This is a genomic window from Psychrosphaera sp. 1_MG-2023 (assembly GCF_030548245.1).
GTDB lineage: Bacteria > Pseudomonadota > Gammaproteobacteria > Enterobacterales > Alteromonadaceae > Psychrosphaera > Psychrosphaera algicola.
Genome location: NZ_JAUORW010000032.1, coordinates 1 through 20,996, shown reverse-complemented (window position 1 = coordinate 20,996; position 20,996 = coordinate 1). Strand labels below are relative to the sequence as shown.

The window sequence follows — 20,996 nt, the reverse complement described above, 5'->3', positions numbered from 1 at the left end:
AGTGAAGCAAACTTAAGCTATTTATCGAGCACAGGGTTAGATTGTTATGTTGCAGATACAGGATTTAGAAGTCGAAATCCTCTGTTTAAAAGTAGTGAAAAGTATCAAAGTGAAAAAGAAAAGCGTCGACACAAACGCAGAAAAGTAAAAAGCAAACTGTTCACATCTGAGGCCTTTTACTTTGATAAAGAAAGCGGCAGTTGCCAATGTCCGGCAGGGAAAACGCTGTGGCGACAAAGCCAAAGTATTAACAGCGGTGGCAAATCGTATGTGCGGTTTACCGGTTACTTGAAAGATTGTAAATCGTGTCCATTGCAACGCGAGTGTATGAGAAAGCCGCCAAACAAGACCGGGCGCCAAGTTCAGTTTCAAATTAATAAAGAAAAATCGCTGAGTTTTACCGACCGGATGAAAGTCAAAATAGACAGCTCGATAGGCCGACGGCAATACAGCAAACGGTTAGGGGCAATAGAGCCGGTATTTGGCAACATATGTGTTAATAAAGGCATGGATAAATTCACCCTACGAGGGCAGGAAAAGGTAAATGCCCAATGGCAAATGTATTGTCTGGTTCATAATATAGAGAAGCTAAAGGACAGACTGCATTAATCCATAGCCTATGGGCTTATAGACCCCGTCAATCACTCATCCTATTCCCAAAAAAGGCTTTAAAGTCGATAATCCCCGAAATCGCACAGTAAATTAGAATTTAAAATTGAAAGCTCAATAAAACTCAGATAACGTTTATGCCATAAAAATTAATAGATAAACGAGTTAATCTACAGGCTCGTTATGTTTCTATACTAATCTGTCCATCGCAACTTTATATACTTTTCCTTTGTCACGTTTTCCAACAGAAATGACTGTCACTGTAACCACTGAATCGTTCACTTCATAAACTAATCTATAGCCAACTTGCCTCAATTTTATTTTGTAAAGTTCATTACCTCCAGACAATTTTGCGCTATCAATGTGTGGATTTTCTAGAATATCTACGAGCTTTTTCTTAAATTGAGCTTGAATTGTTGCCCCTAGTTTTTTCCATTCTTTTAGTGCTGACTTTTTAAATTCTAACTCATAACTCATTTAAGCTAACCTTTATGCTAGCTTCATTTTTACGTTGCTCAGCAACTGCTAATAGCTCTAGATCTTCCATGTGATCTATCATAAACTCATACGTGTCTGCTGGTATGCAGTAAAAGGCAGGTTCATTTCTATTTAAAACAGCAATGGCTTCACCATGTGCGCTTAAAGCAACCTTCATTGGATTAGCTTTTAATTCGCTTATACTTGCAGCAGCTTCAGTTAATATTCTAGTTGTCATACTATCACCAGTACTTTAAAGTGGTCGTTAATTAGGTTTAGTATAAGCGATGAAACATAACAAGTCATTAAAGAAGGACAAATAACAGTTGGCTATTTGTTCGTGCCTCACTTATTTTAGCCAACATATTATTTGCCTCTTAACGAGGCGTTAGCCTTCATACGTAACCCACCAGCGATGCATGGCTTCAAACATTTCATTTAAATCCATTGCTTTTTGCGTAGCAGAGTACTCGACGCGTGGAGGAACTTCCGCGTAAACTTTTCTCGATATTAATCCATCCTCTTCCAGTGCTCTTAACTGGTTTGTAAGCATAGCTTGAGTGATGCCTTCGATCTTCCGGCGTAACTCATTGAATCTGTGAGTTCCATGAAAAATCAAAATTTGCAGCACAATTAATTTCCATTTTCCTCCAATGAGTTTTGCTATCTGAGGCATTGGGCATAGCGTCCCTTCGGCGGATTGCGTTGTATTTTTTCTCGATGTCATAGGTCGACTTATAATGCCAATAGTATTAAAAAACATACTATATACTAAATTATTGCCTACTTATATTTTTATACTGATTTAAGTATATTATTCTCTACAATACAGAAGAGGGCTCAATAGTGAAAAATTACGAACATACAATAACAGTCAAAGTCACCCCGAAGCGTGTTTTTGATGCACTAACAAAAGAGATGTCAAATTGGTGGACTGATATGACATCTACAGTAGATAGAACTGGGGATAAAACAACAGCTAAGTTTGAAGATGGCACTACATGGTCTTTTGAAGTTGTTAAGCTAGAAGCAAATAGACTCGTAGAACTGTTCTGCTATCAAGCAGATCATATTCACCCAGTTACAACTCCGGAAATGAGGAGGGAGTGGGAAAACACGACATTACGGTTCAGCATCATTGGTAAGGGTGAAAATACGGATGTTCATTTTACTCATGTTGGGTTAACTCCAGAAGTAAATTGCTATAGTATTTGTAATTCTGGCTGGGATCACTTTTTTGGGTCAGCATTTAAGGCTTATTTGGAAAAGCAGATTGCTAGAGTAAATAAAGGCTAACAAGCGCTTCTAGTCTGACGCCAAAACTTCCGCGTTTTTGTGTTACTCGCTGCTCTCAAACATTAACACAAAAACACTCCAGTTTCGGCGCAGCAGAAGCGAGCGTTATGTGAACGTTCAACATTGAGCAAGAAAAATGAATAAGAAGGCTGTCAAAGAATTTACCCAGTACCATAAAGATGGTTCGATTTGGGCTAAAGGACAGGTGATAGGTAATACTCCAGTTGGGTATTGGGAGTGGTTTCGCAAGGACGGCACCAAAATGAGATCTGGAACTTATCGAGACGGTATCCAGGTTGGAGAATGGACTACATACGATAAATCCGGTGCAATCTATAAAGTCACAGATATGAAAGATGGAAAAAAGAATGCACAGAAAGCTACAGTTGAAGTCAGGCAATGACCACGCTACCGCAATCACATAACAAGGCCAAGCACCTCGACGTATTTTTCGTTCCGCCTGCGGCTCCACAAAAAATACGCGCGTGTTGGCGGCGTTATATTTTCAGGAAAGTTTCGAGTATGCGTTTAGCTTTTATACTGTATTTCTTTTGCTTTTTCTCTCATGCAACAACTTGTATGATTTCAGAAAAACAAATGAGCGATTGGAAGATAGAATACTCAAATCTTTTTGATGTGAATAAAAAGCTAGACCAAGGCTCATACAGAATCATTGTTACGATTCCAAAAGAAATCAAAGATGAAAAATTTGATAATGTGGCTATTTTTAAAGGTAGCCTAGAAAATCCAAATTTCTTTGCTACTTTAAAACCTTTTGAAGACGAAGGTGTTACCAAGGTTTGGTTTACTGCTCAATCGAGTGTAAATGAGATTTATTATTTAAACTTTGGCTATGGCGAGAGTTGCGGAATTTCAGTAACTTTAACAATTTCAGTGGATTGAGAATATAACAAGCTGTTAAATAAGGGCAAATGACATTTGGTTTTTGCTCCTGCGTCGCTTATTTTAAGCAACTATTTTTTGCCTCTTTTTTGAGGCGTTATTTGCCTTTAGGGGGATTAAAATGTTAAAGATAATTTCTTGGATATTACTAGCCAGTTCATTTGTTGCATACTCAAGTGATGAGGTTCTTTCCATCGATAGAATTGTGCCTAACAGCTTTGGCTTGGCTTTCCCTAATGAGTCAAATATTCAGCCAGAGCAAAGTGATTTTCAAGTTAATAATTTTGTGCTAATGAGTAATGAAGTCGGTGAACGTTGGGCTGTGGTAACTTTGACAAACTTAGCTTCAGGAAGTCGGAGTTTAACCAATAAGCACCTCATGGCATTAGTAGCAAATGGTCAACGCATAATTCCCATTGAGTTTTCTCAAAATTTCAAAGCAGACGAAACACTTTCCTTAACTATCAATTTTGGAGAGAGTAAGTTTCCTTTGTTGTCTGTCTATTCAAGACCTGCCATTTAACAAGCGCATGAAGGAAGGGGGCACATAACCGTTGGTTTTTGTTCCTTCGTCGCTTATTTTAACCAACTATTATTTGACCGAAAGTTGGGCGTTAGTGGCTCAAATCTCTTACTGGAAACTTATGTTTTGTATGAAACACTAGCTTTATTCTTATGTTTTATGCTTCAAATTAAGATGAAACATATCATTGATAAGTCTGGGATTATGAATAGTCGTCCATTAATGTCATCTTACTGTACTCCTATCTTTGGTTGGAAAAATAAGCTATTTACTTTTTCTTAAATTGTTTCGTCCGTTATTGTTAAGGGATGACGTTTCACAATGGGCTTCTGGCGGAATAATGACGCATTGGGTTTCGCGCAAACTTTGCATCGATTACAGACCCATTTGATAATTATGGTGAATGGGATGTTCTTACGAATGGCTAACGTATTGACTCAAAACTCAAGCCTTGGTGTCCAATATTGATTTTATCGCAACGCTAGCCGCAATAGATGTTTTAACATTCATTAGCTCAATGGGATTTATTAATCACTGAAAACAGCACAGTCACGGCCGTTTTCTTTCGCTTGGTAGAGGGCCTTGTCGGCACTGTTAAGCCAAGAATCGGCTGTCGTTCCTAAAACCCAAGGTGCTACGCCAAATGAAACTGTTATTTCTTTTCCATCGGGGGTTTTTAACTCATTTTTTATTGCTGTTCTAAGATTATCAATAAAGCGATGTTGGTGATTGTCCATTCCAGAGATCAACAACACAAATTCCTCCCCACCAAAACGGTAAAGCCGATCGTACTTACGAATATGTGCTTTGGTTATGCTAACAAAGTTTTTTAGCACTTGGTCACCAGCAGCATGCCCGTGTTTGTCGTTTACTTTTTTAAAGTAATCTACGTCTAAAATAGCTAATAATTGACTACTGCCGTTACGTTCTGAACTGGATAACGCGGCGTCTAAATCTGTCGTTAGTGCCCGGCGATTGAAAGCGCCGGTTAAGGGGTCAATTGTGTTGAGTTCTTCTAATAACTTGAATTGCTTTAGGCTGTGATTAGAGTATACAAACGCGCTTATCGTTAACATTAATATAGTGACGATATATGATTCGAGCGAGATAACAGTAAATATATCTGATAGAGCCACCAATGAAGCCCCTGCGACAATATTTGCACCAAAAGCTTCGATAGGTTTGAGTAGAATAAAAGTGCTGGCAAAGACAGGGTACACCCAAAAAAAACTATCCATACCATTTGCGAGCACAATAACAACGACTCCAGTATTAATAAATATCGCGATTACAGCGCTTAAAATCCGAATTTTTTTGGAATAATAGGCAAAAGCAACAAATACAATCATGCCGACTATTAGAGACATATCAATTATCGCTGCGGTATAATTGCCAGCCATATAGCGCAAGATAACAAATGGAAAAACACCCAAGATTGCTACTGCGGCTAATAGCAATAAAAGTGACAACTGGTATTTTTCCTGTAACTGATTGATCATAACGCACTCGCAATAAAATTGAATAATTACCAGGCAGGTAATCTCACAAATAGAAAAATTTTAGATCATCTGCTAGCCACTTTTAGTACCAGTAAATAGCTCTAAATTTATAACTTATGTATATTTAAGTATCTAATAAATTTCAAATATGTTTTAAACGTTGTCTATTGTATTGCGCTTTCACCGTAATCAATATTTTTTAATTACTTGGTTTTAAACCAAAAAGCAATAATACAGTGCAAGTTGGCCCATGTAAACTGAACGCAAAGCCTGATTGTTAACATTAATACTCAACATTAAAATGGTTTTTATTAGGCTAACAAGCTGTCCAAATCGTAAAATATAGAACATATATTTAGCTACTTAATACAGATAAAAATAATCATTTACTTAAGTATATACGTCAACATAATTGTTATAACATTTACATACATTCAACTTGGTAAGTTATCCGCGAGCGACTGGTCAAGTTGCATGAAGGTTAAATCGTACACAAACTACTACGAGCGTTGATTAAAGAGTTTTCTCTTTTGAAACAATTACTAATTTTAGCCATTGTAGACTGGTGTAAGTATGTAACGTAGTAGGGGAAATACACATTGATTATTGACTTAGATGAAATTATAAACGCCGTTGAATTTGTTTCAGCTTCACATGTGTTTGATAATGAAGCGTATATTAATCGTAAAAGTGGTGACATTATTTACATTGGGGATCTGATCGACGAACCTGCTCCTAGTGATCTAAATGAAGCAGGTAAATACCTTCAAATTCCGACAAAACGCGCTTTAGATTTAGGTAAACGGCTCGCACTGGATTTTACTGCTTTAAACATGCCTGATAAATCCGGCTATATTTTATCTGTTTTTAGCAGAAGTGGTGCTTATGAACGTTTCAAAACGCTGTTGGATAACAGAGGCCAAACTGATAATTGGTATGCCTATGAAAACAATAAAATTAAGGTAGCCGTAATCGACTGGTGTAAAGCCAATTCAATTAACTACACTTAAGCGCAAAATATTAGGTTCCCGATATCACTTTGCCTAAGTGTGCTAAATAGGCAAAAACAAGGTGAATTTTCTTGTTACAATAACCACCGAATCTAAAAATCCGATAGCAGAGTATACGTGAAAATTCCTAAACGCCTTGAACTCCTCGCCGATGATGGTGTAATTGACGAAGTAATTAGTCGCTTGATGAGTGGCAAAGAAGCCGATATTTTTGTTGTTCGATGTGGCGATAAAACTCGCTGTGCAAAAGTCTATAAAGATGCCGTTAAACGCAGTTTTAAAAATGCCGCTCAGTATCAAGAAGGGCGTAAAGTCCGAAGTGGCCGTCAATCGCGTGCAATGGGAAAACGTTCAAGCTATGGCCGTCAGCAACAAGAAGAAATTTGGCAAAATGCTGAAATTGACGCTCTATCACGTTTAGCCGATGCTGAGGTGCGCGTACCAGAAACATTTGGTTGTGTCGATGGTGTGTTAATCATGGAGCTGGTTTCTGATAAAGACGGAGATGTCGCGCCACGTCTTGGTGATGTTTCGATGTCTGAGGAAAAGGCGCTCAAAGATCATGCGCAGATGATGCATTATATTAAGCTGATGCTTTGTGCGGGCATTGTCCATGGTGACTTATCGGAATTTAATGTTTTAGTTGACGACGTTGGCCCTGTAATAATTGATCTACCCCAGGCGGTGAATGCGGCGGCAAACAATAGCGCTGAAAAAATGTTTATTCGTGATGTTAACAATATGCGTCGTTATTACGGTGAATTTGCACCACAGTTGTTAGAAACGCAATACGCTAAAGAAATGTGGGCCTTATTTAAAGAAGGTAAATTAACTCCAAATTCAACACTTACAGGTGAATTTGAGGATGATAATACCATTGCCGATGTAGAAGGGATTTTGGTGGAAATAAACGCTGCGATGGAAGAAGAACTTGAACGGCAAGAACGGATAAATGGCCCTGATGACGAATTCTAATTTTCGTAGTTCAGGTTGTTAATTACCTTTATCAAAGGCTAAACGGTGACAGGCCAACAACGAGTTTGGCCTTATTCCAATCGTTACCGATCAGTTATCTCCTTATTTGTAAATAAAAGAAATTTTGTATGTCGAAAATATTTATTATTGGCTTGCCGCGAACCGGAACAACCAGTATTAGTGTCGCGTTATTAGAAATGGGTTTAACTGTGGCACATACCGCTTTTACTAAAAAAGCATTTGAAGTTGCTGACGCTATATCTGATGCTCCGTGTTTTAGCGACTATGAACATTTGGACCAATTGTTTCCCAATTCTAAATTTATTTATTTAACCAGAGAACTCGATTCTTGGTTGCCTTCTATAACGATGTTGTTAGGGAAAATGGCGCCTCACTTAGTTCCAAAGTTTGGTAAATTTCATCCAATTTTAAAACGTAGCTTTCACCATACTTTTTCCGTAAATCTACCGCTGTCACAGGCTGAATTGACAGACTGCTACATTCGCCATCAACGAGGTGTGTTGGCTTATTTTAAAGACCGCGAAGACTTTTTATCAATTGATGTTAGTCATTCCGATAGTTTACAAAGAATGAGTGAGTTTTTGGAACTGCCAATGACCGATAGTACAACCTTTCCAAAGTTAAATGTGGGTCGTAACGTCGCGAGTTGGAGAGAATACAAACACAAAAGTAAAGTAAATTCTAATCTTGCCGGAGTGGAGCATAGAAAATATTTTGACTATGTTTTAGACGGCCCAAAATAGTGCTAGAACCGGGTAAAGCTAGATAATTATCAAGTTGTTTTACACTGTTTTTTATACCGGTTTGGTATAGTTTTGCAAATCAATAAATGAAATGTAAATAGCCATCCCAAATTGATTGTTAAAGACTTAAACTACTGATAACTTATGTAATTAGGATTACAACTTTTAGGAGTTCTTATGTATAAAACGATTGTATGTGCGATAGAAGCCAGTGACGAAGGTGAAAATGTGCTTGCAAAAGCCCACCAATTTGCACAGTTATGTAACGCAAAACTATATGTCACTAATGTGATTTCGTATTCTTTATTGCCTAAGGACTATCAAAAAGAATTTAAGGAAAAAACCTTACCTACAATTAATGCCATGACTGATAAATTGGGTATTTCTCAGAAGAATGTATCAGTTAAGTTTGGTAAGCCTTATGAGCAGATATGCACTTTGGCTGAGAAGAAAAATGCCGACCTAATAATACTAGGTACCCATTCTAAAAAGGGCTTACATGCTCTGATAGGTTCAACCGCGAATGGTGTGGCAAATTACGCTAAATGTGATGTTTCACTCATCAAGATCTAATATCTGAGATTGCGGTCAATTGTCAGGCGAAACTGTCGTATTTATTGCCAGTTTCGCTATTATTTTCATGCTTAGTTTCCGTTAAAATGTATTCAATTTATCGGTTGTTTTTGCCACATTACTAAGCACGCCAATTTCTTGAAACCTGATCCTGCCTTCATCGTCTAGTGCGGTTATCAAATTGGAATGATTAACCTCATTGTCGTCCATGTCTTGAAATTTAATATTAAGAACCATGGCCAATGTCCTTACGTCTTCAGGCGTTCCTGTAAGTAAACTCCATTTATCTAAGTTCAGTTTTCTAGATTGAGCAAATTCTCGCAGGACTTCCGGAGTATCAGTAGTAGGCGTCAATGAAACTAAAATGAAACCCACATTTTGTTTTTCGTCTTCTGTTAAATTGCTTTCAATAGCTTGCATCGTTGAAACAATAGTAGGGCAGGTGTGCAAGCAATGGGTGTAAATAAGGCTCACCAACTGCTTTTTGCCATTAAAACTGCCCAACGTAAGCGTTTTTCCGTCTTGATTTAGCCAGTTGTTTTTTAGCTGATAAATGGAGTCTTGTGGAACTGCGTATGACTTCATACTTAGCAGTAACATGAACCCAATAATCTTACTTACCGTTAGAATATTAAATTTAATCATTAGTTTGATCCTGTGTTGTAGCGTATGTTGTCGCGTATGTTTTAGCGCACCGAAAACCTAAGTTTGGTAAGGTGAATTTGGCCTGTAAACTTGACCTAAAGCCAAATCGCATAAATGCGGCATAATCACTTGGGTCAGCCGCCCCCTGTGCGCCAGCAGCACAAAATAATTTTTGATTGATATTACTGTCGCTGCGGGATTCGCCGCTGACCAAGGCAGAGTTAAAATCCTCAGTCCATTCCCATATCAATCCATGTAAGTCTTTTACCCCCCAATAGTTTGCCGATGTTAAGCCAACTTCTGGTAAAAACTTGCTATTCGGGCGGCTATACCATTCTAAAATACGAGCATGATAATCCTTTTCTAAACTGCCATTTTCCTGAGTTTCGCTAGCACTTGCGACTCGTTCCCATTCAGCAACCGTAGGTAACCGTTTGTTTTGAGCCTTGCAATAGGCCTGTGCGGCAAACCAAGATACATTTGTCACAGGACTATTCATTTGATCTGCAGAAGGAAGCGTTACTAACTTGTTTTCATCATTAAATTCGCTAGTTTTTTGATCTGCTATTGGTTGCCAATGTTGAAGATATTGGGGTTCTGCAAATATTTGCGGTATTGAATTTGGTTGCCACCTTGGATTAGTCAATACAAAGGTTAGATATTGTTGGTTGGTCACCGGGGTTACATCAATGCTAAAGGCGTCTACTTTTGTTTGTGGGCTGGTTTTACTCATGTAAAGCGGCCTATAGTTTCCTTTTGGCAGAGCCACCATATTTGACGGCTCTGTCAATGTTGCGGACATCAGCAACAACATCGTAATCATGTTATTTACGCCTTTTTGCCACTTCGTTTGCGGTCACTTGGCCACCTGGGTTATCCCAACTATTAAGGACAAAAGTGATCACATTAGCTATATCTTGATCATTAAGGCTCATTGCTGGCATAACACTATTATAGGTTACATCATTGACCTTAACCGGACCTGAAAGGCCATGAATAATTGCATCTACACCTAACATAGGGTTGGCAATTAGGTAGTCAGACTTTGCTAACGGTGGAAATGCAGAAGGGATCCCTTGACCGTTTGATTGATGACAAGCCATGCAGTTGGCCTCGTATACACGTTGGCCGAAGCGAATTTGTTCAGCTTTGGTTTTTGCCGTAACAGCCATATGATTATTTTCAAGTGATTGAATTGCTGAGCCTTCTGGTAAATATACACTGTCGGCTTGTTTGCCTGAAAATATTGCCTCTGCTTCAGCTCCTTCGACTTTGAGCATGGCCAATGCACCTTTGTTGAACGCTCTAAAAATAGAATGATCGACTAAAATAAAGGTTCCTGGTACTTCGACTTTAAATTCGACAATGGCAGCGCCGCCCGCTGGAATTAATGTAGTCTGCACGTTATGATTTTTGAGATCTCCACCTTCAACATAGACAGTATCAAATATTTCTCCGATAACGTGGAACGACGATACTAAGTTGGGGCCACCGTTACCAACATAGAGTCGAACGGTTTCACCAACTTTCGCGGTCAATGCATTTTCATTTGTTGTACTGCCAACAGAGCCATTAAATACAACATAGTCTGCGTCCTCGTCGATGGCTTTTGCCATATCAAAAGGTTGTAAACCGGCCTCACCAAACTCTCCTTTGGTATAAAAATCGCCTTGTACAACATAATATTCTCTATCTACAGGTGGTAGGCCTTCTTCAGGTTCGACCAAAATGAGTCCATACATACCGTTTGCAATATGCATCCCAACCGGTGCTGTGGCACAGTGATAGATATACAAACCCGGATTTAGAGCCTTAAAGCTAAATGTCGATGTGTGTCCTGGGGCGGTAAATGATGACTCGGCGCCGCCACCAGGTCCGGTTACCGCATGTAAATCGATATTATGTGGCATTTTAGAACTCGGGTGATTCGACAAATGAAATTCGATCTCATCGCCTTCACGGACCCGAATAAAACTACCTGGAACCGTGTCACCAAAGGACCAAAAAACATAGTCAACGCCATCGGCGAGAGCGCCTATTTGCTCTTTGGTTTCGAGTTTAATAACCACTTTAGCACTGTGATCGCGGTTGAGTGGAGGTGGCACCATTGGCGGGGCAGTCAGTATTGCCTTTTCTGTTTTTAAGTTATTGGCCTGTGCATTACCTGATATAACTCCAATGACGAACAACAACCCAATTATGTGTGTAATTTGTCGAACTCTCATGCCATTAACCTTTTGTTAACTGAATTAAAATCTATGGGGTGAGTATTGGCTATTGATGGAATGTTGGCTTGATTTAGATCAACTAAATTGACGATAAATTGCTACTGTAAATTATTGAATTTTTCAAGGTGATTACATGACGTGGTCAGTGAGTAAAACTACTAATATGGGTCATTAAATTAAGGAAGGTGAATAAATAAATGATAGAGGTGTGTTAATTATTATTCGAATAATTAACAGTAAATTAAACTCTGCGTCATTTGGGGTAATGGCATCGTAACCATATACCCCAAGGTTAGTATGACGACTTATCTCGCGATATTTAAACTACAATCCATTGTGGTATTGAACATTTGTAGACTCAGGAACCATAGCGTTAAGCGTTTGGTTAATTTGGGTAATGGTGTCTTTATTTACCGCAGAAGTTAATTCTAGGTATTGTTCAAATAGAGCAATAAGTTCCACTTTGTCGGGGCTTTGTTTATCACCGGCACCAATATTAGTTAAATCAATCATAAAGTCGTCGAACAAGTCACTCAGATCGTCGATGACTTCAGTGTTCAAAAATTGATCTTTGTTATAAATACTTGGATAGCCAGCTTTTTGTTTATCTATTGCAAATGAATCGCCCTTTAGATTTGTGATGCTCGTGGATTTATCACACGACAACATACAGCCATTATCAATTCGCGGCTTTTCACAACCGACACTTTGTTGAAAGAAACACTGCCTGCTCGCCATCAATAAAATTGGATGATAAATACTGTACAACAACTTAAACCCTTTGGGTCTGGAAAGGCTTTTTAATTGTGGTCGATTTATTTCATTAGAAATGAACGCACCGCTGCAATTAAACTCTTCTTGCATCGCGAGTAAGGCATAGGTGTTTGTCGTGTTTAAAAATGGCCCTGCAATCCACTTAATACCTAACTCATAAGCTCGATGCGCTATTCCTGTATTGTTGGTTACAATAAGTTTAGGTTTGACTTGTTCTAAAATATTTAATGCAACGTCAAAATCTTTACCAATAAGAACCGGTGGAAACCAAGGGATCAGTCGAGGGTTATCCTGTAAAAAGCCGACATATTTGGTGCAACCACGTTTATAAGCGTCGGGCAATTTAAAGTAAATGTCGGCGTCGGTAATGTCTGCTAAGCCAACATCTGCTTCATCACAAATTAGTAGTGATAAATTTGCACGAGAATTTGGTTTATTTGGTGATGATTTAGGATGATCTTCGAGTTTAGGCAAAATAACTTCTGGCAGTACTTTATGGCCGTTATTTAATAAGTAGCGAACTTCATTTTTTAATAACGTCAAAATACTAAAAGGAATGCTTACGTTATTTGCTAAGCCGCTTGTATCGATTGCGACCAGGTTAAATGCAGCGCTGTCTAAATTTTTGAAACGTTTGTCGATTGCGGCTTGATCGAGCGGCGCTTTACCTGACAATTTTAACAACTCTGTTGACTCAACAGTAAAGGTTTTTATGATAGGTTTACTTCTAAGCGATAATATTTCTTCTGTGGTCACTGTTATCGTCAATGCTGTACCCACATCGCCACTAAACGCCAGCGTTAGAGACGGTTTGTCTATGGTTAGGTGTCTTATTTTGTCAAATACTGAGGCGGTGATTTGGTCTTTTTCTTGGCTTAGGTTTTGTTCGACATCATGAATTTGCACGACCGATATTGCATTACTTGCTTCTATCGCATGGTTTTTCGAATTATCCCGTGGGTTTTCGATAAACATAGATTGGTTTAAATCGCCGCGTAAAAATGCGTTAGAAAAATCGCGGTTAAATACTTTGTATAACCGTTCACCGTTTTCGGTTAATTCTCCGGTTTTAACAAAACCATCAATTTGTTTTCTAAAACTATCAATAACAGTATGTACGTAGCTTGCACCTTTTATACGACCTTCAACTTTAAAAGAATGAACACCTGCTTCGATAAGGGCCGGTAAGTCGAAAAACGCAGAATTATCTTTTATATTTAAAGGGAAGTTATTGCCCGATGGCGTTGTTTCGTATTCTTCGCGGCAGGCCTGACTACATCTTCCGCGGTTACCTGAATTGCCTACACTTGCAGACGTTGAATAACATAATCCTGAAAACGCAACACAGAGCGAGCCATGTACAAAAACTTCCGTGAGTACATTATGTCTGTGGCCGGTTTCGGCCATTGCGGTTATTTCTTTTAAATTAAGTTCTCGGGATAAGTTTACACGAGACGCTCCGAGTTTTTTAAGGAAAGGAATTTGCCCAACATTGTGTGTGGTCATCTGTGTTGAAGCATGTATATCAAGGGTTGGAAAGTATTTTTTGAGTACGTAAAACAAACCGATATCTTGTACGATAACGCCATCTAGTGTGGTATTAGCAAGTTTGCTCAGTAATTTAGCGATTGACTTAAATTCGCGCTCTAAAATAACAATGTTTAAGGTTAAGAAAATTTCGCATTGGTAATGATGAGCTAAACGAATTACACCAACAAGTTCGTCGAATGAGATGTTAGAGGCGCGGTTACGGGCATTAAATGTGTCTAGGCCACAATACACTGCGTCAGCACCCGCTATTATTGCCGCTTTTATCGCGTCAATATCACCACCTGGGGCTAATAATTCTATTTTAGGATTCATTTATTCAACTTCTTGTTAATTACGTAAACTAAATACTGATTGAAATTTTTGCGACGGCAATTTTACCTGTATAATACGCCACTTAATACCGCTAAAATGGGTAATTTCCTAATACGCTGTATATTAATAAGGCTTTTTATTTTAAATGCGGTTAAATCCAAGGCAATACCAAGTTAATGACGTTACCTATTTTATATTCTTTACGAAATTGTCCTTTTGCAATGCGAGCTCGATTAGCGATTTTTAGAACGAAACAAGCCGTTGAATTACGTGACATAGTATTAAGTAACAAACCAACTGAAATGCTATTGGCGTCGCCAAAAGCAACGGTGCCGGTATTGGTTGTCACCCCTGATAAGGTCATTGATGAAAGTTTAGAGGTCATGCTTTGGGTATTAAACCAAAGCGATCCGAGTAATCTGTTACGAAGTCAATTTACCGATAAAAACAAGCAGGTTGAATCGAGTGTATCGAGTGTTCTGAGCAAAGAATTAGAGGATATATTGGCGCTGGTCCACGTCTTTGATACCGAGTTTAAAACTTGTTTGGAACAATATAAATGCGCGAAGCGTTATCACGAAGATGATTTACAGCAAAAACGCGAAGCCTGTGAAATGTATATTAAAGCGTTAGAACAACGTCTAAGTTCACATGCGTATTTAATTGATGATGACGAAAGTTTGGCCGACATTGCGCTTTTACCGTTTATTCGGCAGTTTGCCAGAGTCGAACGTAAGTGGTATCTGCAGTCATCTTATCCAAATGTTAAACGTTGGCTTAACCGTTATTTGCAAAGCGCTATGTTTACCAAAGTGATGGCAAAATACCCTTTGTGGCAAGCGGGTCAACCAATAGTTAAATTTGGCGACATATAAACTGTATTTGTGCGTATTGACGGAGTTTGTGCTTTAGTCATAATTCGATAGTACAATAGTCATCAAAAGCATTAACATTATTGTGAATAAACATAGTGGTGCATAAACAAAAAGTAACCCTATGAAAATTTGCCTCAAATTACGTCAGTTAACAGAATATTGGCCTTTACTGCCGTTGTAGAATAATCGAATTGGTCGCGAATGAAGCGGTCTTCAGTTCAAACATTTATGGATTTTTTAATGATTTCACGAAAACATCACAAATTAGTTTTTTCATTTTTTATGGCATTTTTAATGTCTTGCATAATGTCGTTTATCATCTCTGTATTTAATGTTGGATTTGTGTCAAATATCGTTTCAATTTGGCTACAGGCTTGGAGCTTTGCCTTTATTGTCGCGTTCCCAACCATTTTAGTGGTGTCGCCTTTAGTTCATAAACTTGTTTCTGTTGTTTTAGTCGACGAAAACTAACAACCTTTTGTCAGTTAGATAATCTTTGAGTTTATGGCTGAAAAGAATGATTAGCTAGGAGAAGTAATGCCACACTTTGTCATTGACTGTTCAAAAAATGTTTTGGCGCAACATGATGAAAAGTCTGTAATTAGCGGCGTTCACAAAGTCGCGTTTTCAACAGGGCTGTTCGACGAAGGCGATATTAAAGTTCGTGTTAACGCATTTGATACTTTTTTAGTCGGTGGGCAAACAAGCGATTTTATTCATGTATTTGCGCATATTATGGAAGGGCGGAATATCGATCAAAAAGCCATGTTGTCACATGAAATTGTAAAACATCTCGTGAGCCTTTATCCAAGTGTTAATAATATTGCGATGAATATATATGACTTTGAAAAAGCAACGTATTGTAACCGAGCAATGCTTATCGCGACGTAAATATTGCGACTGAATTAGTAGTTGGAATGACCTGAATTAAAGTGGAAAACATGCAATCTAGAATGCAAATGACAAAAGAAGATCTGAGAAAAAGTAAACCAAGTCGGGAAGAGTATTTGTCGCAACCTAAAACACCGTTAATACTGGTTTTAGACAATGTTACAAATAGCTATAACATTGGTTCGTTTATCCGCTTAGCAGATGCCTTTGCAATAGAAAAAATCATCATTTGCGGTGAGTTAACTATCTCTGACAAAAAATTTAAGAAAGCATCTAGAAACGAAGCAAAATGGGTTTGCATTGAATACAGTAACGATACGATATCGACCTTAAATGTGCTCAAAGAGCAGGGCAATACCATTTATAGTGTAGAACTTTGTCAGGAGTCTGTTGATTATAGCGAGGTGGACTATGCGTCTCCTTGCGTTTTAGTGTTTGGTAATGAACGAAAAGGTGTTAGCGAAGCGGCATTGCAGATAAGCGACCAGCATATCCATATTCCTATGTTTGGTATGGGAAATTCGTTGAACGTTTCAACGGCCGGTGCAATAGTTTTGGCGAAAGTTGCGAATCATCTACGTAAAGCTTAATTTCACAAAGCCAAAAAACCAACGACTGTGTTCAGTGTTGAATATTTTTAGATTGTTTTATCAACAAAGCAGTTAAAAGGTAAAAAATCCTGTACAATGCGCGATCAAAATTTAGCAGTGGCGTTTTTATGCCCAAATTAGTCGCTAAATACTCGTTTTGCATTAGCCCAATAGGAATGCCGTATGAAGTTTTCTTCACAAGATTTTGCCCCAGAATTACAACAAGCCATTGATGCTTGTGGCTATTCTGAAATGACGCCAATTCAACAACAGGCTATTCCATCAATACGTCGCGGAAAAGATGTATTAGCTAATGCACAAACAGGGACCGGTAAATCCGCTGCGTTTGCATTACCCATTTTACAAAAATTGATTGATAAACCTGTTACTGAAACGTCTTCGAGTCCACGTGCGCTTGTTTTAACGCCAACTCGCGAGCTTTCTGAGCAATTAGCAAATACCATTAAAGAATACGCGCAGTTTTTACCATTTAGCGTTACTTCAGTTTACGGCGGTGGCAAAATGTCTGGTCAGGCAGCAAAATTGAAAGCTGGGACTGATATTCTTATTGCCACACCCGGTCGTTTGTTAGAGCACATTTCATTATGTAATGTTGATTTAGCTAAAGTTGAATTTGTAGTATTAGACGAAGCTGACCGTATGTTAGATATGGGCTTTATTACAGATGTTCAAAAATTGATCCAATACACGTCATCTACGCACCAGACGATGTTGTTCTCTGCGACCATCTCCCATGCAGTAAGTGGTTTGGCTCATAAAATATTAAAAAACCATGTTGTTATTAGTGCCGCAAAACAAAACATTACTGCCGACACCATTGAGCATGTTATGTACCCAGTGGAAGAGCGCCGCAAAGTAGAACTCTTTTTAGAACTATTTAAACAGTACAATTGGTTTCAAGTGTTGGTTTTCACCAGCACTAAAGAACAGGCCGACCGTTTAATGGGATCATTGCAACAGCAACGCATTGAGGTTGCCGTGTGTCATGGTGATATCAAGCAGGGCGCTCGTCGACGCGCATTAGCGGACTTTAAATCAACCAAACTGCAAGTCTTAATAGCAACAGAAGTTGCAGCACGTGGCCTCGATATAAAAGGCTTAGATTACGTGGTTAACTTTAATTTACCGTATTTGCCAGAAGATTATGTTCACCGCATAGGTCGTACTGGCCGTGCCGGTAATAAAGGCACCGCAATTTCTTTGGTAAGTCGTGAAGAAGAACATACGGTTGCAAAAATAGAGAAATTAATTGGCAATAAAATTAAGCGAGTTCATCACGCTGATTTTGAAGTGAGTAACCGTGATGTTTTAATCAAAAATATCCATGCTTACTCAAAAACTGGCCGCACCAACAAAGCAACACAAACTCAAATTGAACGTGCAAGTCGTTTTAAACGCGGAAAATTAGAAAGTTAATTTGAACCGCTAGGCTGACTTAAATATAAAACCTGCTAAATGCAGGTTTTTTTATTTTTAGATAAAATCTCTTCTTAAATCCCATTATCTAAGCTTTAGAAGTTGAATAAAGACTGTTTAAATTAACGAATGATAACCGCATTTAATATACAAATAGACTAAAGTTGAATAAGCAATTAAACAAAAAGTCGATAAAATTGGACAACGAATAAAAGATTAATGTTCGATTCGGACAGGTTTTAGACTAAGACTATTTTGCCTCTAAGAGGCGCTTATAATTAGGAGATTTTGTTATGACTTCTATTAAACACGGTTTATCGATAGGTATAGAGCGTTCTGAAAATGACTTTTTCCTTTCACTCAAAGCGGTTGGAAAACTGACGCACGAAGACTACAAAATTATAACGCCTATGATTGATTCTGCATTAGCCCAAGTTAAAGATCCTAACGTTAATGTATTGATTGATGGTACTGAACTGCAAGGGTGGGAACTACGTGCCGCATGGGATGACTTCAAACTTGGTCTTAAACATAACAATGAGTTTCGTAAAATAGCCATTTATGGGAATAAAAATTGGCAGGAAATAACAGCTAAAATCGGATCTTGGTTTACATCTGGAGAAATTAAGTATTTTGATCAATTGGACGAAGCGCTACATTGGCTCAATAAATAGAGTAAACCGTATTCAAAATGGATTAACCTATTTGTTTTGTTGGAATGAATAATTATTTCTATCTGGCCTGAGCTTGCGTCTGGCAATGAAATTTCAAGATATAAGTATTAACGCCGTAGATAAAATAATGTATTTGTTATTACAGTCATGCTGCAAAAACACTTAAAACTGGCGTAGTATTCTTCTTGATAACACATTAGCTACCGAACGGTATTCACATTTGTATATGGCGCTTAACGTTATCTAATTTCTAATGTAAAGTAAGCCAAATAACGTTCGTTCCGTGAGCGTTATTTTATATTTTAGCCATGTATTATTTTAGTCGCTTAATGCGCTGCTGAGTAATAAATCGAGATTTAGTATGAATATCATAATCGCCACAATTTTATTCGCTCTTGGATTAATGTTTGTATTTGTTGGGTCATTAATTAGTGCAGCAACCGCACTTGGCAATAATCAGCGAATTTTTGGCTGGGGAACTATTTTATTTTTGCCTTTATCTTTTATCTACTGTTCGTTGAATTGGGAAAAAGCTGAATATCCAGGAAAAATGATTTTTGGTGGCCTTGTTCTTGCCTTAATTGGGATATTGATTTTCATACTCACAGCGCAGCCAATATAGAAATAAGTTATCTTCTAGCGCTGGCAAAATAGCCAGTAAATATTTAACGCCAACATTGACTGTTGTCAATAACCAATCTTCTAGTTTTATTGATTTGCCGGATTATGATCCAAATTGGTAATGTAACATTCGTTTGTGCATTAGAATTTGCATAAATAGATACATCAATTGGTATTGATATTAATATTAATGCAATCAGCTTCTTTCTCGTAACTTTTTAAAGACGACAACAGATGGGTAAATTACACATTACACTTCATTATGGGTTATGTAAGTATTTGAGTATAGAATGCTTAGGCAGTCAAACTTGAGAACGGCCTAAGCAATAAAAGCTAGATGTTTTTGTTAAATGAACGTCTTGCACCTAAACCAAGTATAGTTAATGCAAAAACCACTAACGTTGAAGGTTCAGGAACCACATTTGCCGTATAGTCCACCAAAAAGCCATTACCAAGTGCACTATAGGAGCCAACGCCGTCTATTGCACCGTTACTGTTAGCAGCTGTGCCAATTGAGTTGGCTGTAAATGAAAGTACATTGCCAATAAATGCTGAATTTGCATCAACTTCCCATGTAAAACTCCATAACTCCCATTGGCCCGAACCTGGCATATTTTTAGTAGATGTTGTTGCCAGATTTTCATTCATTCCAGCAAAAGTAATGTCAAAATTAAGAAAACTTTCATTACTCCAATTGCCTGCATTGAAATAAATAGTGTAAGCGCCTTCTTGAATTGTATAGTCACCGTTAGAAATGTCATTGGTGTAAATATCTTGGCTACCTGTTGTTGCGTGAGCGACCCAATCGCCCTCTGGGTTGGCCGTACCACCAAAATACGGTGCTTGTGATGATGTTGAATACCATCCACCATTTGAGACTAGGCCGTTTTGCCCTTGTTCAAATTCTGCGTCAACAATAATTGTAGCGTTTACTTGGCTTGATATTATTAAAGCCAGTACAAATGTAAAAAGAGTACGTTTTAACATCGTTTTTCCTATTTTGATTCTAGATAATAGCGTCATGAGAATTAGGGCGAAGCTTAATGCCTGTTACTCTCAAAGTTTAACTTTAAGTATTCCCTTAATAAGTGGAGGCATTATTTGTGCCGATTATTTTTATATTTATATTTCATTGGTTTAACCTTATTTGGGCCGGGAAACTTTGCGAGGTGTAAAAAAAACTGACATTGATTTTGGATGATTTTTCTTCGCTTTAGTGCGTTAATCGTTATAGATATTGCAGTGCGTGGTTGATTAGTTTGACTAGAGGGCTTTGGTGTTTCAGAAGGTATGCATACTACAAACCATACTTACCAACTGTGCGAACCCCATAATTTTTCGCTCTGAATTGCCAATTACTTAATTTTCAAAATTATTTTGCTAAATTGACATCACAAGTATTTATGGAAATCTATAACTCTAATAAAACAAAAAGGGTAATTGCGATTGCCGCTGATTTTGTAAAGAGTGAACCGACGATGTTGTCGTTTTAAAATGGTGTGTCGTTTTAAAAATTGATTGTGAACATTCGAATTGGTTGCGGGAGCCGCTGATTTTGTAAAGAGTGAACCGACGATGTTGTCGTTTTGAAATGGTGTGTCGTTTTAAAAATCGATTGTGAACTTTGAATTGGTTGCGGGAGCCGCTGATTTTGTAAAGAGTGAACCGACGATGTTGTTGTTTTGAAATGGTGTGTCGTATTAAAATAAATGTTTAATATAAAAGGTTATTGATCATTCGAATTGGTTGCGGGAGCCGCTGATTTTGTA

25 protein-coding genes are annotated in these 20,996 nt (G+C 38.1%); 16 read left to right on the top strand and 9 right to left on the bottom strand.

Going from position 1 to position 20,996, the window contains the following annotated elements; all coding sequences use genetic code 11:
• Positions 1-609: transposase (locus Q4575_RS19055; protein WP_303523884.1), on the top strand; the 609-nt coding region annotated here is incomplete at its 5' end.
• A gap of 189 nt (positions 610-798) precedes the next feature.
• On the opposite strand, the gene Q4575_RS19050 is transcribed toward Q4575_RS19055, so the two are convergent.
• The 3 genes from Q4575_RS19050 to Q4575_RS19040 all read right to left on the bottom strand — a co-directional run bounded on the left by Q4575_RS19050 (position 799) and on the right by Q4575_RS19040 (position 1,762).
• On the bottom strand, positions 799-1,086 hold the full coding sequence (locus Q4575_RS19050; RefSeq protein WP_303523883.1) for a type II toxin-antitoxin system RelE/ParE family toxin: 288 nt from the start codon (positions 1,084-1,086) through the stop codon (positions 799-801).
• Entirely contained in the window at positions 1,076-1,324 is a 249-nt protein-coding gene (locus Q4575_RS19045; RefSeq protein WP_303523882.1) for a type II toxin-antitoxin system Phd/YefM family antitoxin, read from the bottom strand. Before Q4575_RS19045 ends, Q4575_RS19050 begins: the two co-directional genes overlap by 11 nt.
• A 150-nt stretch (positions 1,325-1,474) precedes the next feature.
• Positions 1,475-1,762 carry a helix-turn-helix domain-containing protein gene (locus Q4575_RS19040; protein ID WP_233402556.1) on the bottom strand — a complete coding sequence of 96 codons (288 nt, stop codon included), beginning with the start codon at positions 1,760-1,762 and terminating at the stop codon, positions 1,475-1,477.
• Between the two features lie 170 nt (positions 1,763-1,932).
• Here Q4575_RS19040 and Q4575_RS19035 point away from each other — a divergent pair, with 170 nt between their 5' ends.
• The 4 genes from Q4575_RS19035 (at position 1,933) to Q4575_RS19020 (ending at position 3,808) form a co-directional block, all read left to right on the top strand.
• Complete coding sequence (locus Q4575_RS19035) at positions 1,933-2,382, top strand: SRPBCC domain-containing protein (RefSeq protein WP_272179742.1); 450 nt, start codon at positions 1,933-1,935, stop codon at positions 2,380-2,382.
• Between the two features lie 262 nt (positions 2,383-2,644).
• Complete coding sequence (locus tag Q4575_RS19030) at positions 2,645-2,785, top strand: hypothetical protein (RefSeq protein ID WP_303523881.1); 141 nt, start codon at positions 2,645-2,647, stop codon at positions 2,783-2,785.
• Positions 2,786-2,904: 119 nt separating this feature from the next.
• Entirely contained in the window at positions 2,905-3,285 is a 381-nt protein-coding gene (locus Q4575_RS19025; RefSeq protein WP_303523880.1) for a hypothetical protein, read from the top strand.
• Positions 3,286-3,406: 121 nt separating this feature from the next.
• On the top strand, positions 3,407-3,808 hold the full coding sequence (locus tag Q4575_RS19020; RefSeq protein ID WP_215961862.1) for a hypothetical protein: 402 nt from the start codon (positions 3,407-3,409) through the stop codon (positions 3,806-3,808).
• A 527-nt stretch (positions 3,809-4,335) separates the two neighbouring features.
• On the opposite strand, the gene Q4575_RS19015 is transcribed toward Q4575_RS19020, so the two are convergent.
• A complete protein-coding gene (locus Q4575_RS19015; protein ID WP_303523879.1) occupies positions 4,336-5,307 on the bottom strand; it encodes a GGDEF domain-containing protein in 972 nt (323 codons plus the stop codon).
• Between the two features lie 599 nt (positions 5,308-5,906).
• On the opposite strand from Q4575_RS19015, the gene Q4575_RS19010 reads away from it, so the two are divergent.
• The 4 genes from Q4575_RS19010 to Q4575_RS18995 all read left to right on the top strand — a co-directional run bounded on the left by Q4575_RS19010 (position 5,907) and on the right by Q4575_RS18995 (position 8,629).
• Positions 5,907-6,317, top strand: a complete 411-nt coding sequence (locus Q4575_RS19010; RefSeq protein WP_303523878.1) for a UPF0158 family protein — start codon at positions 5,907-5,909, stop codon at positions 6,315-6,317.
• Between the two features lie 117 nt (positions 6,318-6,434).
• The gene (locus Q4575_RS19005) at positions 6,435-7,292 is read left to right on the top strand and encodes a PA4780 family RIO1-like protein kinase (protein WP_215961859.1); all 858 of its coding nucleotides are present in this window, start codon (positions 6,435-6,437) and stop codon (positions 7,290-7,292) included.
• 128 nt (positions 7,293-7,420) lie between these two features.
• Positions 7,421-8,056, top strand: a complete 636-nt coding sequence (locus Q4575_RS19000; protein ID WP_303523877.1) for a sulfotransferase family protein — start codon at positions 7,421-7,423, stop codon at positions 8,054-8,056.
• Positions 8,057-8,233: 177 nt separating this feature from the next.
• Positions 8,234-8,629, top strand: coding sequence for a universal stress protein (locus tag Q4575_RS18995; RefSeq protein ID WP_215961857.1), 396 nt, complete (start codon positions 8,234-8,236; stop codon positions 8,627-8,629).
• Between the two features lie 81 nt (positions 8,630-8,710).
• Here the strand turns inward: Q4575_RS18995 and Q4575_RS18990 are convergent, their stop codons facing one another.
• The 4 genes from Q4575_RS18990 to Q4575_RS18975 form a co-directional block, all read right to left on the bottom strand.
• On the bottom strand, positions 8,711-9,274 hold the full coding sequence (locus tag Q4575_RS18990) for an SCO family protein (RefSeq protein WP_272179735.1): 564 nt from the start codon (positions 9,272-9,274) through the stop codon (positions 8,711-8,713).
• Entirely contained in the window at positions 9,267-10,097 is an 831-nt protein-coding gene (locus Q4575_RS18985) for a formylglycine-generating enzyme family protein (protein WP_303523876.1), read from the bottom strand. Before Q4575_RS18985 ends, Q4575_RS18990 begins: the two co-directional genes overlap by 8 nt.
• Before the next feature lies 1 nt (position 10,098).
• Positions 10,099-11,499 carry a copper-containing nitrite reductase gene (gene nirK / locus Q4575_RS18980; RefSeq protein ID WP_215961854.1) on the bottom strand — a complete coding sequence of 467 codons (1,401 nt, stop codon included), beginning with the start codon at positions 11,497-11,499 and terminating at the stop codon, positions 10,099-10,101.
• A gap of 327 nt (positions 11,500-11,826) precedes the next feature.
• A complete protein-coding gene (locus Q4575_RS18975; RefSeq protein ID WP_303523875.1) occupies positions 11,827-14,139 on the bottom strand; it encodes a peptidase U32 family protein in 2,313 nt (770 codons plus the stop codon).
• A gap of 176 nt (positions 14,140-14,315) precedes the next feature.
• On the opposite strand from Q4575_RS18975, the gene Q4575_RS18970 reads away from it, so the two are divergent.
• The 7 genes from Q4575_RS18970 (at position 14,316) to Q4575_RS18940 (ending at position 19,228) form a co-directional block, all read left to right on the top strand.
• Entirely contained in the window at positions 14,316-15,014 is a 699-nt protein-coding gene (locus Q4575_RS18970) for a glutathione S-transferase (protein ID WP_303523874.1), read from the top strand.
• Positions 15,015-15,254: 240 nt separating this feature from the next.
• Positions 15,255-15,485, top strand: a complete 231-nt coding sequence (locus Q4575_RS18965; protein WP_215961851.1) for a DUF2798 domain-containing protein — start codon at positions 15,255-15,257, stop codon at positions 15,483-15,485.
• A gap of 66 nt (positions 15,486-15,551) precedes the next feature.
• Positions 15,552-15,905 (top strand): 5-carboxymethyl-2-hydroxymuconate Delta-isomerase, encoded by a 354-nt coding sequence (locus Q4575_RS18960; RefSeq protein ID WP_303523873.1) that lies wholly within the window; start codon positions 15,552-15,554, stop codon positions 15,903-15,905.
• 50 nt (positions 15,906-15,955) lie between these two features.
• Positions 15,956-16,495: a TrmH family RNA methyltransferase gene (locus Q4575_RS18955; RefSeq protein ID WP_215961849.1), complete on the top strand. Its 540-nt coding sequence runs from the start codon at positions 15,956-15,958 to the stop codon at positions 16,493-16,495.
• A 183-nt stretch (positions 16,496-16,678) separates the two neighbouring features.
• Positions 16,679-17,932 (top strand): DEAD/DEAH box helicase, encoded by a 1,254-nt coding sequence (locus Q4575_RS18950; protein WP_303523872.1) that lies wholly within the window; start codon positions 16,679-16,681, stop codon positions 17,930-17,932.
• A gap of 293 nt (positions 17,933-18,225) precedes the next feature.
• Positions 18,226-18,606 (top strand): STAS/SEC14 domain-containing protein, encoded by a 381-nt coding sequence (locus Q4575_RS18945; RefSeq protein WP_303523871.1) that lies wholly within the window; start codon positions 18,226-18,228, stop codon positions 18,604-18,606.
• A 361-nt stretch (positions 18,607-18,967) separates the two neighbouring features.
• On the top strand, positions 18,968-19,228 hold the full coding sequence (locus Q4575_RS18940) for a hypothetical protein (protein ID WP_215961847.1): 261 nt from the start codon (positions 18,968-18,970) through the stop codon (positions 19,226-19,228).
• 332 nt (positions 19,229-19,560) lie between these two features.
• Here the strand turns inward: Q4575_RS18940 and Q4575_RS18935 are convergent, their stop codons facing one another.
• Positions 19,561-20,214: a PEP-CTERM sorting domain-containing protein gene (locus tag Q4575_RS18935; RefSeq protein ID WP_215961846.1), complete on the bottom strand. Its 654-nt coding sequence runs from the start codon at positions 20,212-20,214 to the stop codon at positions 19,561-19,563.
• Between the last annotated feature and the right edge of the window lie 782 nt (positions 20,215-20,996).

Bases quoted from the DNA above. Each gene is read 5' to 3' on its own strand.
- Q4575_RS19050 (WP_303523883.1), bottom strand. From the start codon at position 1,086: ATGAGTTATGAGTTAGAATTTAAAAAGTCAGCACTAAAAGAATGGAAA.
- Q4575_RS19045 (WP_303523882.1), bottom strand. From the start codon at position 1,324: ATGACAACTAGAATATTAACTGAAGCTGCTGCAAGTATAAGCGAATTA.
- Q4575_RS19040 (WP_233402556.1), bottom strand. From the start codon at position 1,762: ATGCCTCAGATAGCAAAACTCATTGGAGGAAAATGGAAATTAATTGTG.
- Q4575_RS19030 (WP_303523881.1), top strand. From the start codon at position 2,645: ATGAGATCTGGAACTTATCGAGACGGTATCCAGGTTGGAGAATGGACT.
- Q4575_RS19025 (WP_303523880.1), top strand. From the start codon at position 2,905: ATGCGTTTAGCTTTTATACTGTATTTCTTTTGCTTTTTCTCTCATGCA.
- Q4575_RS19020 (WP_215961862.1), top strand. From the start codon at position 3,407: ATGTTAAAGATAATTTCTTGGATATTACTAGCCAGTTCATTTGTTGCA.
- Q4575_RS19015 (WP_303523879.1), bottom strand. From the start codon at position 5,307: ATGATCAATCAGTTACAGGAAAAATACCAGTTGTCACTTTTATTGCTA.
- Q4575_RS19000 (WP_303523877.1), top strand. From the start codon at position 7,421: ATGTCGAAAATATTTATTATTGGCTTGCCGCGAACCGGAACAACCAGT.
- Q4575_RS18995 (WP_215961857.1), top strand. From the start codon at position 8,234: ATGTATAAAACGATTGTATGTGCGATAGAAGCCAGTGACGAAGGTGAA.
- Q4575_RS18990 (WP_272179735.1), bottom strand. From the start codon at position 9,274: ATGATTAAATTTAATATTCTAACGGTAAGTAAGATTATTGGGTTCATG.
- Q4575_RS18985 (WP_303523876.1), bottom strand. From the start codon at position 10,097: ATGATTACGATGTTGTTGCTGATGTCCGCAACATTGACAGAGCCGTCA.
- nirK (WP_215961854.1), bottom strand. From the start codon at position 11,499: ATGAGAGTTCGACAAATTACACACATAATTGGGTTGTTGTTCGTCATT.
- Q4575_RS18975 (WP_303523875.1), bottom strand. From the start codon at position 14,139: ATGAATCCTAAAATAGAATTATTAGCCCCAGGTGGTGATATTGACGCG.
- Q4575_RS18970 (WP_303523874.1), top strand. From the start codon at position 14,316: ATGACGTTACCTATTTTATATTCTTTACGAAATTGTCCTTTTGCAATG.
- Q4575_RS18965 (WP_215961851.1), top strand. From the start codon at position 15,255: ATGATTTCACGAAAACATCACAAATTAGTTTTTTCATTTTTTATGGCA.
- Q4575_RS18960 (WP_303523873.1), top strand. From the start codon at position 15,552: ATGCCACACTTTGTCATTGACTGTTCAAAAAATGTTTTGGCGCAACAT.
- Q4575_RS18955 (WP_215961849.1), top strand. From the start codon at position 15,956: ATGCAATCTAGAATGCAAATGACAAAAGAAGATCTGAGAAAAAGTAAA.
- Q4575_RS18950 (WP_303523872.1), top strand. From the start codon at position 16,679: ATGAAGTTTTCTTCACAAGATTTTGCCCCAGAATTACAACAAGCCATT.
- Q4575_RS18945 (WP_303523871.1), top strand. From the start codon at position 18,226: ATGACTTCTATTAAACACGGTTTATCGATAGGTATAGAGCGTTCTGAA.
- Q4575_RS18940 (WP_215961847.1), top strand. From the start codon at position 18,968: ATGAATATCATAATCGCCACAATTTTATTCGCTCTTGGATTAATGTTT.
- Q4575_RS18935 (WP_215961846.1), bottom strand. From the start codon at position 20,214: ATGTTAAAACGTACTCTTTTTACATTTGTACTGGCTTTAATAATATCA.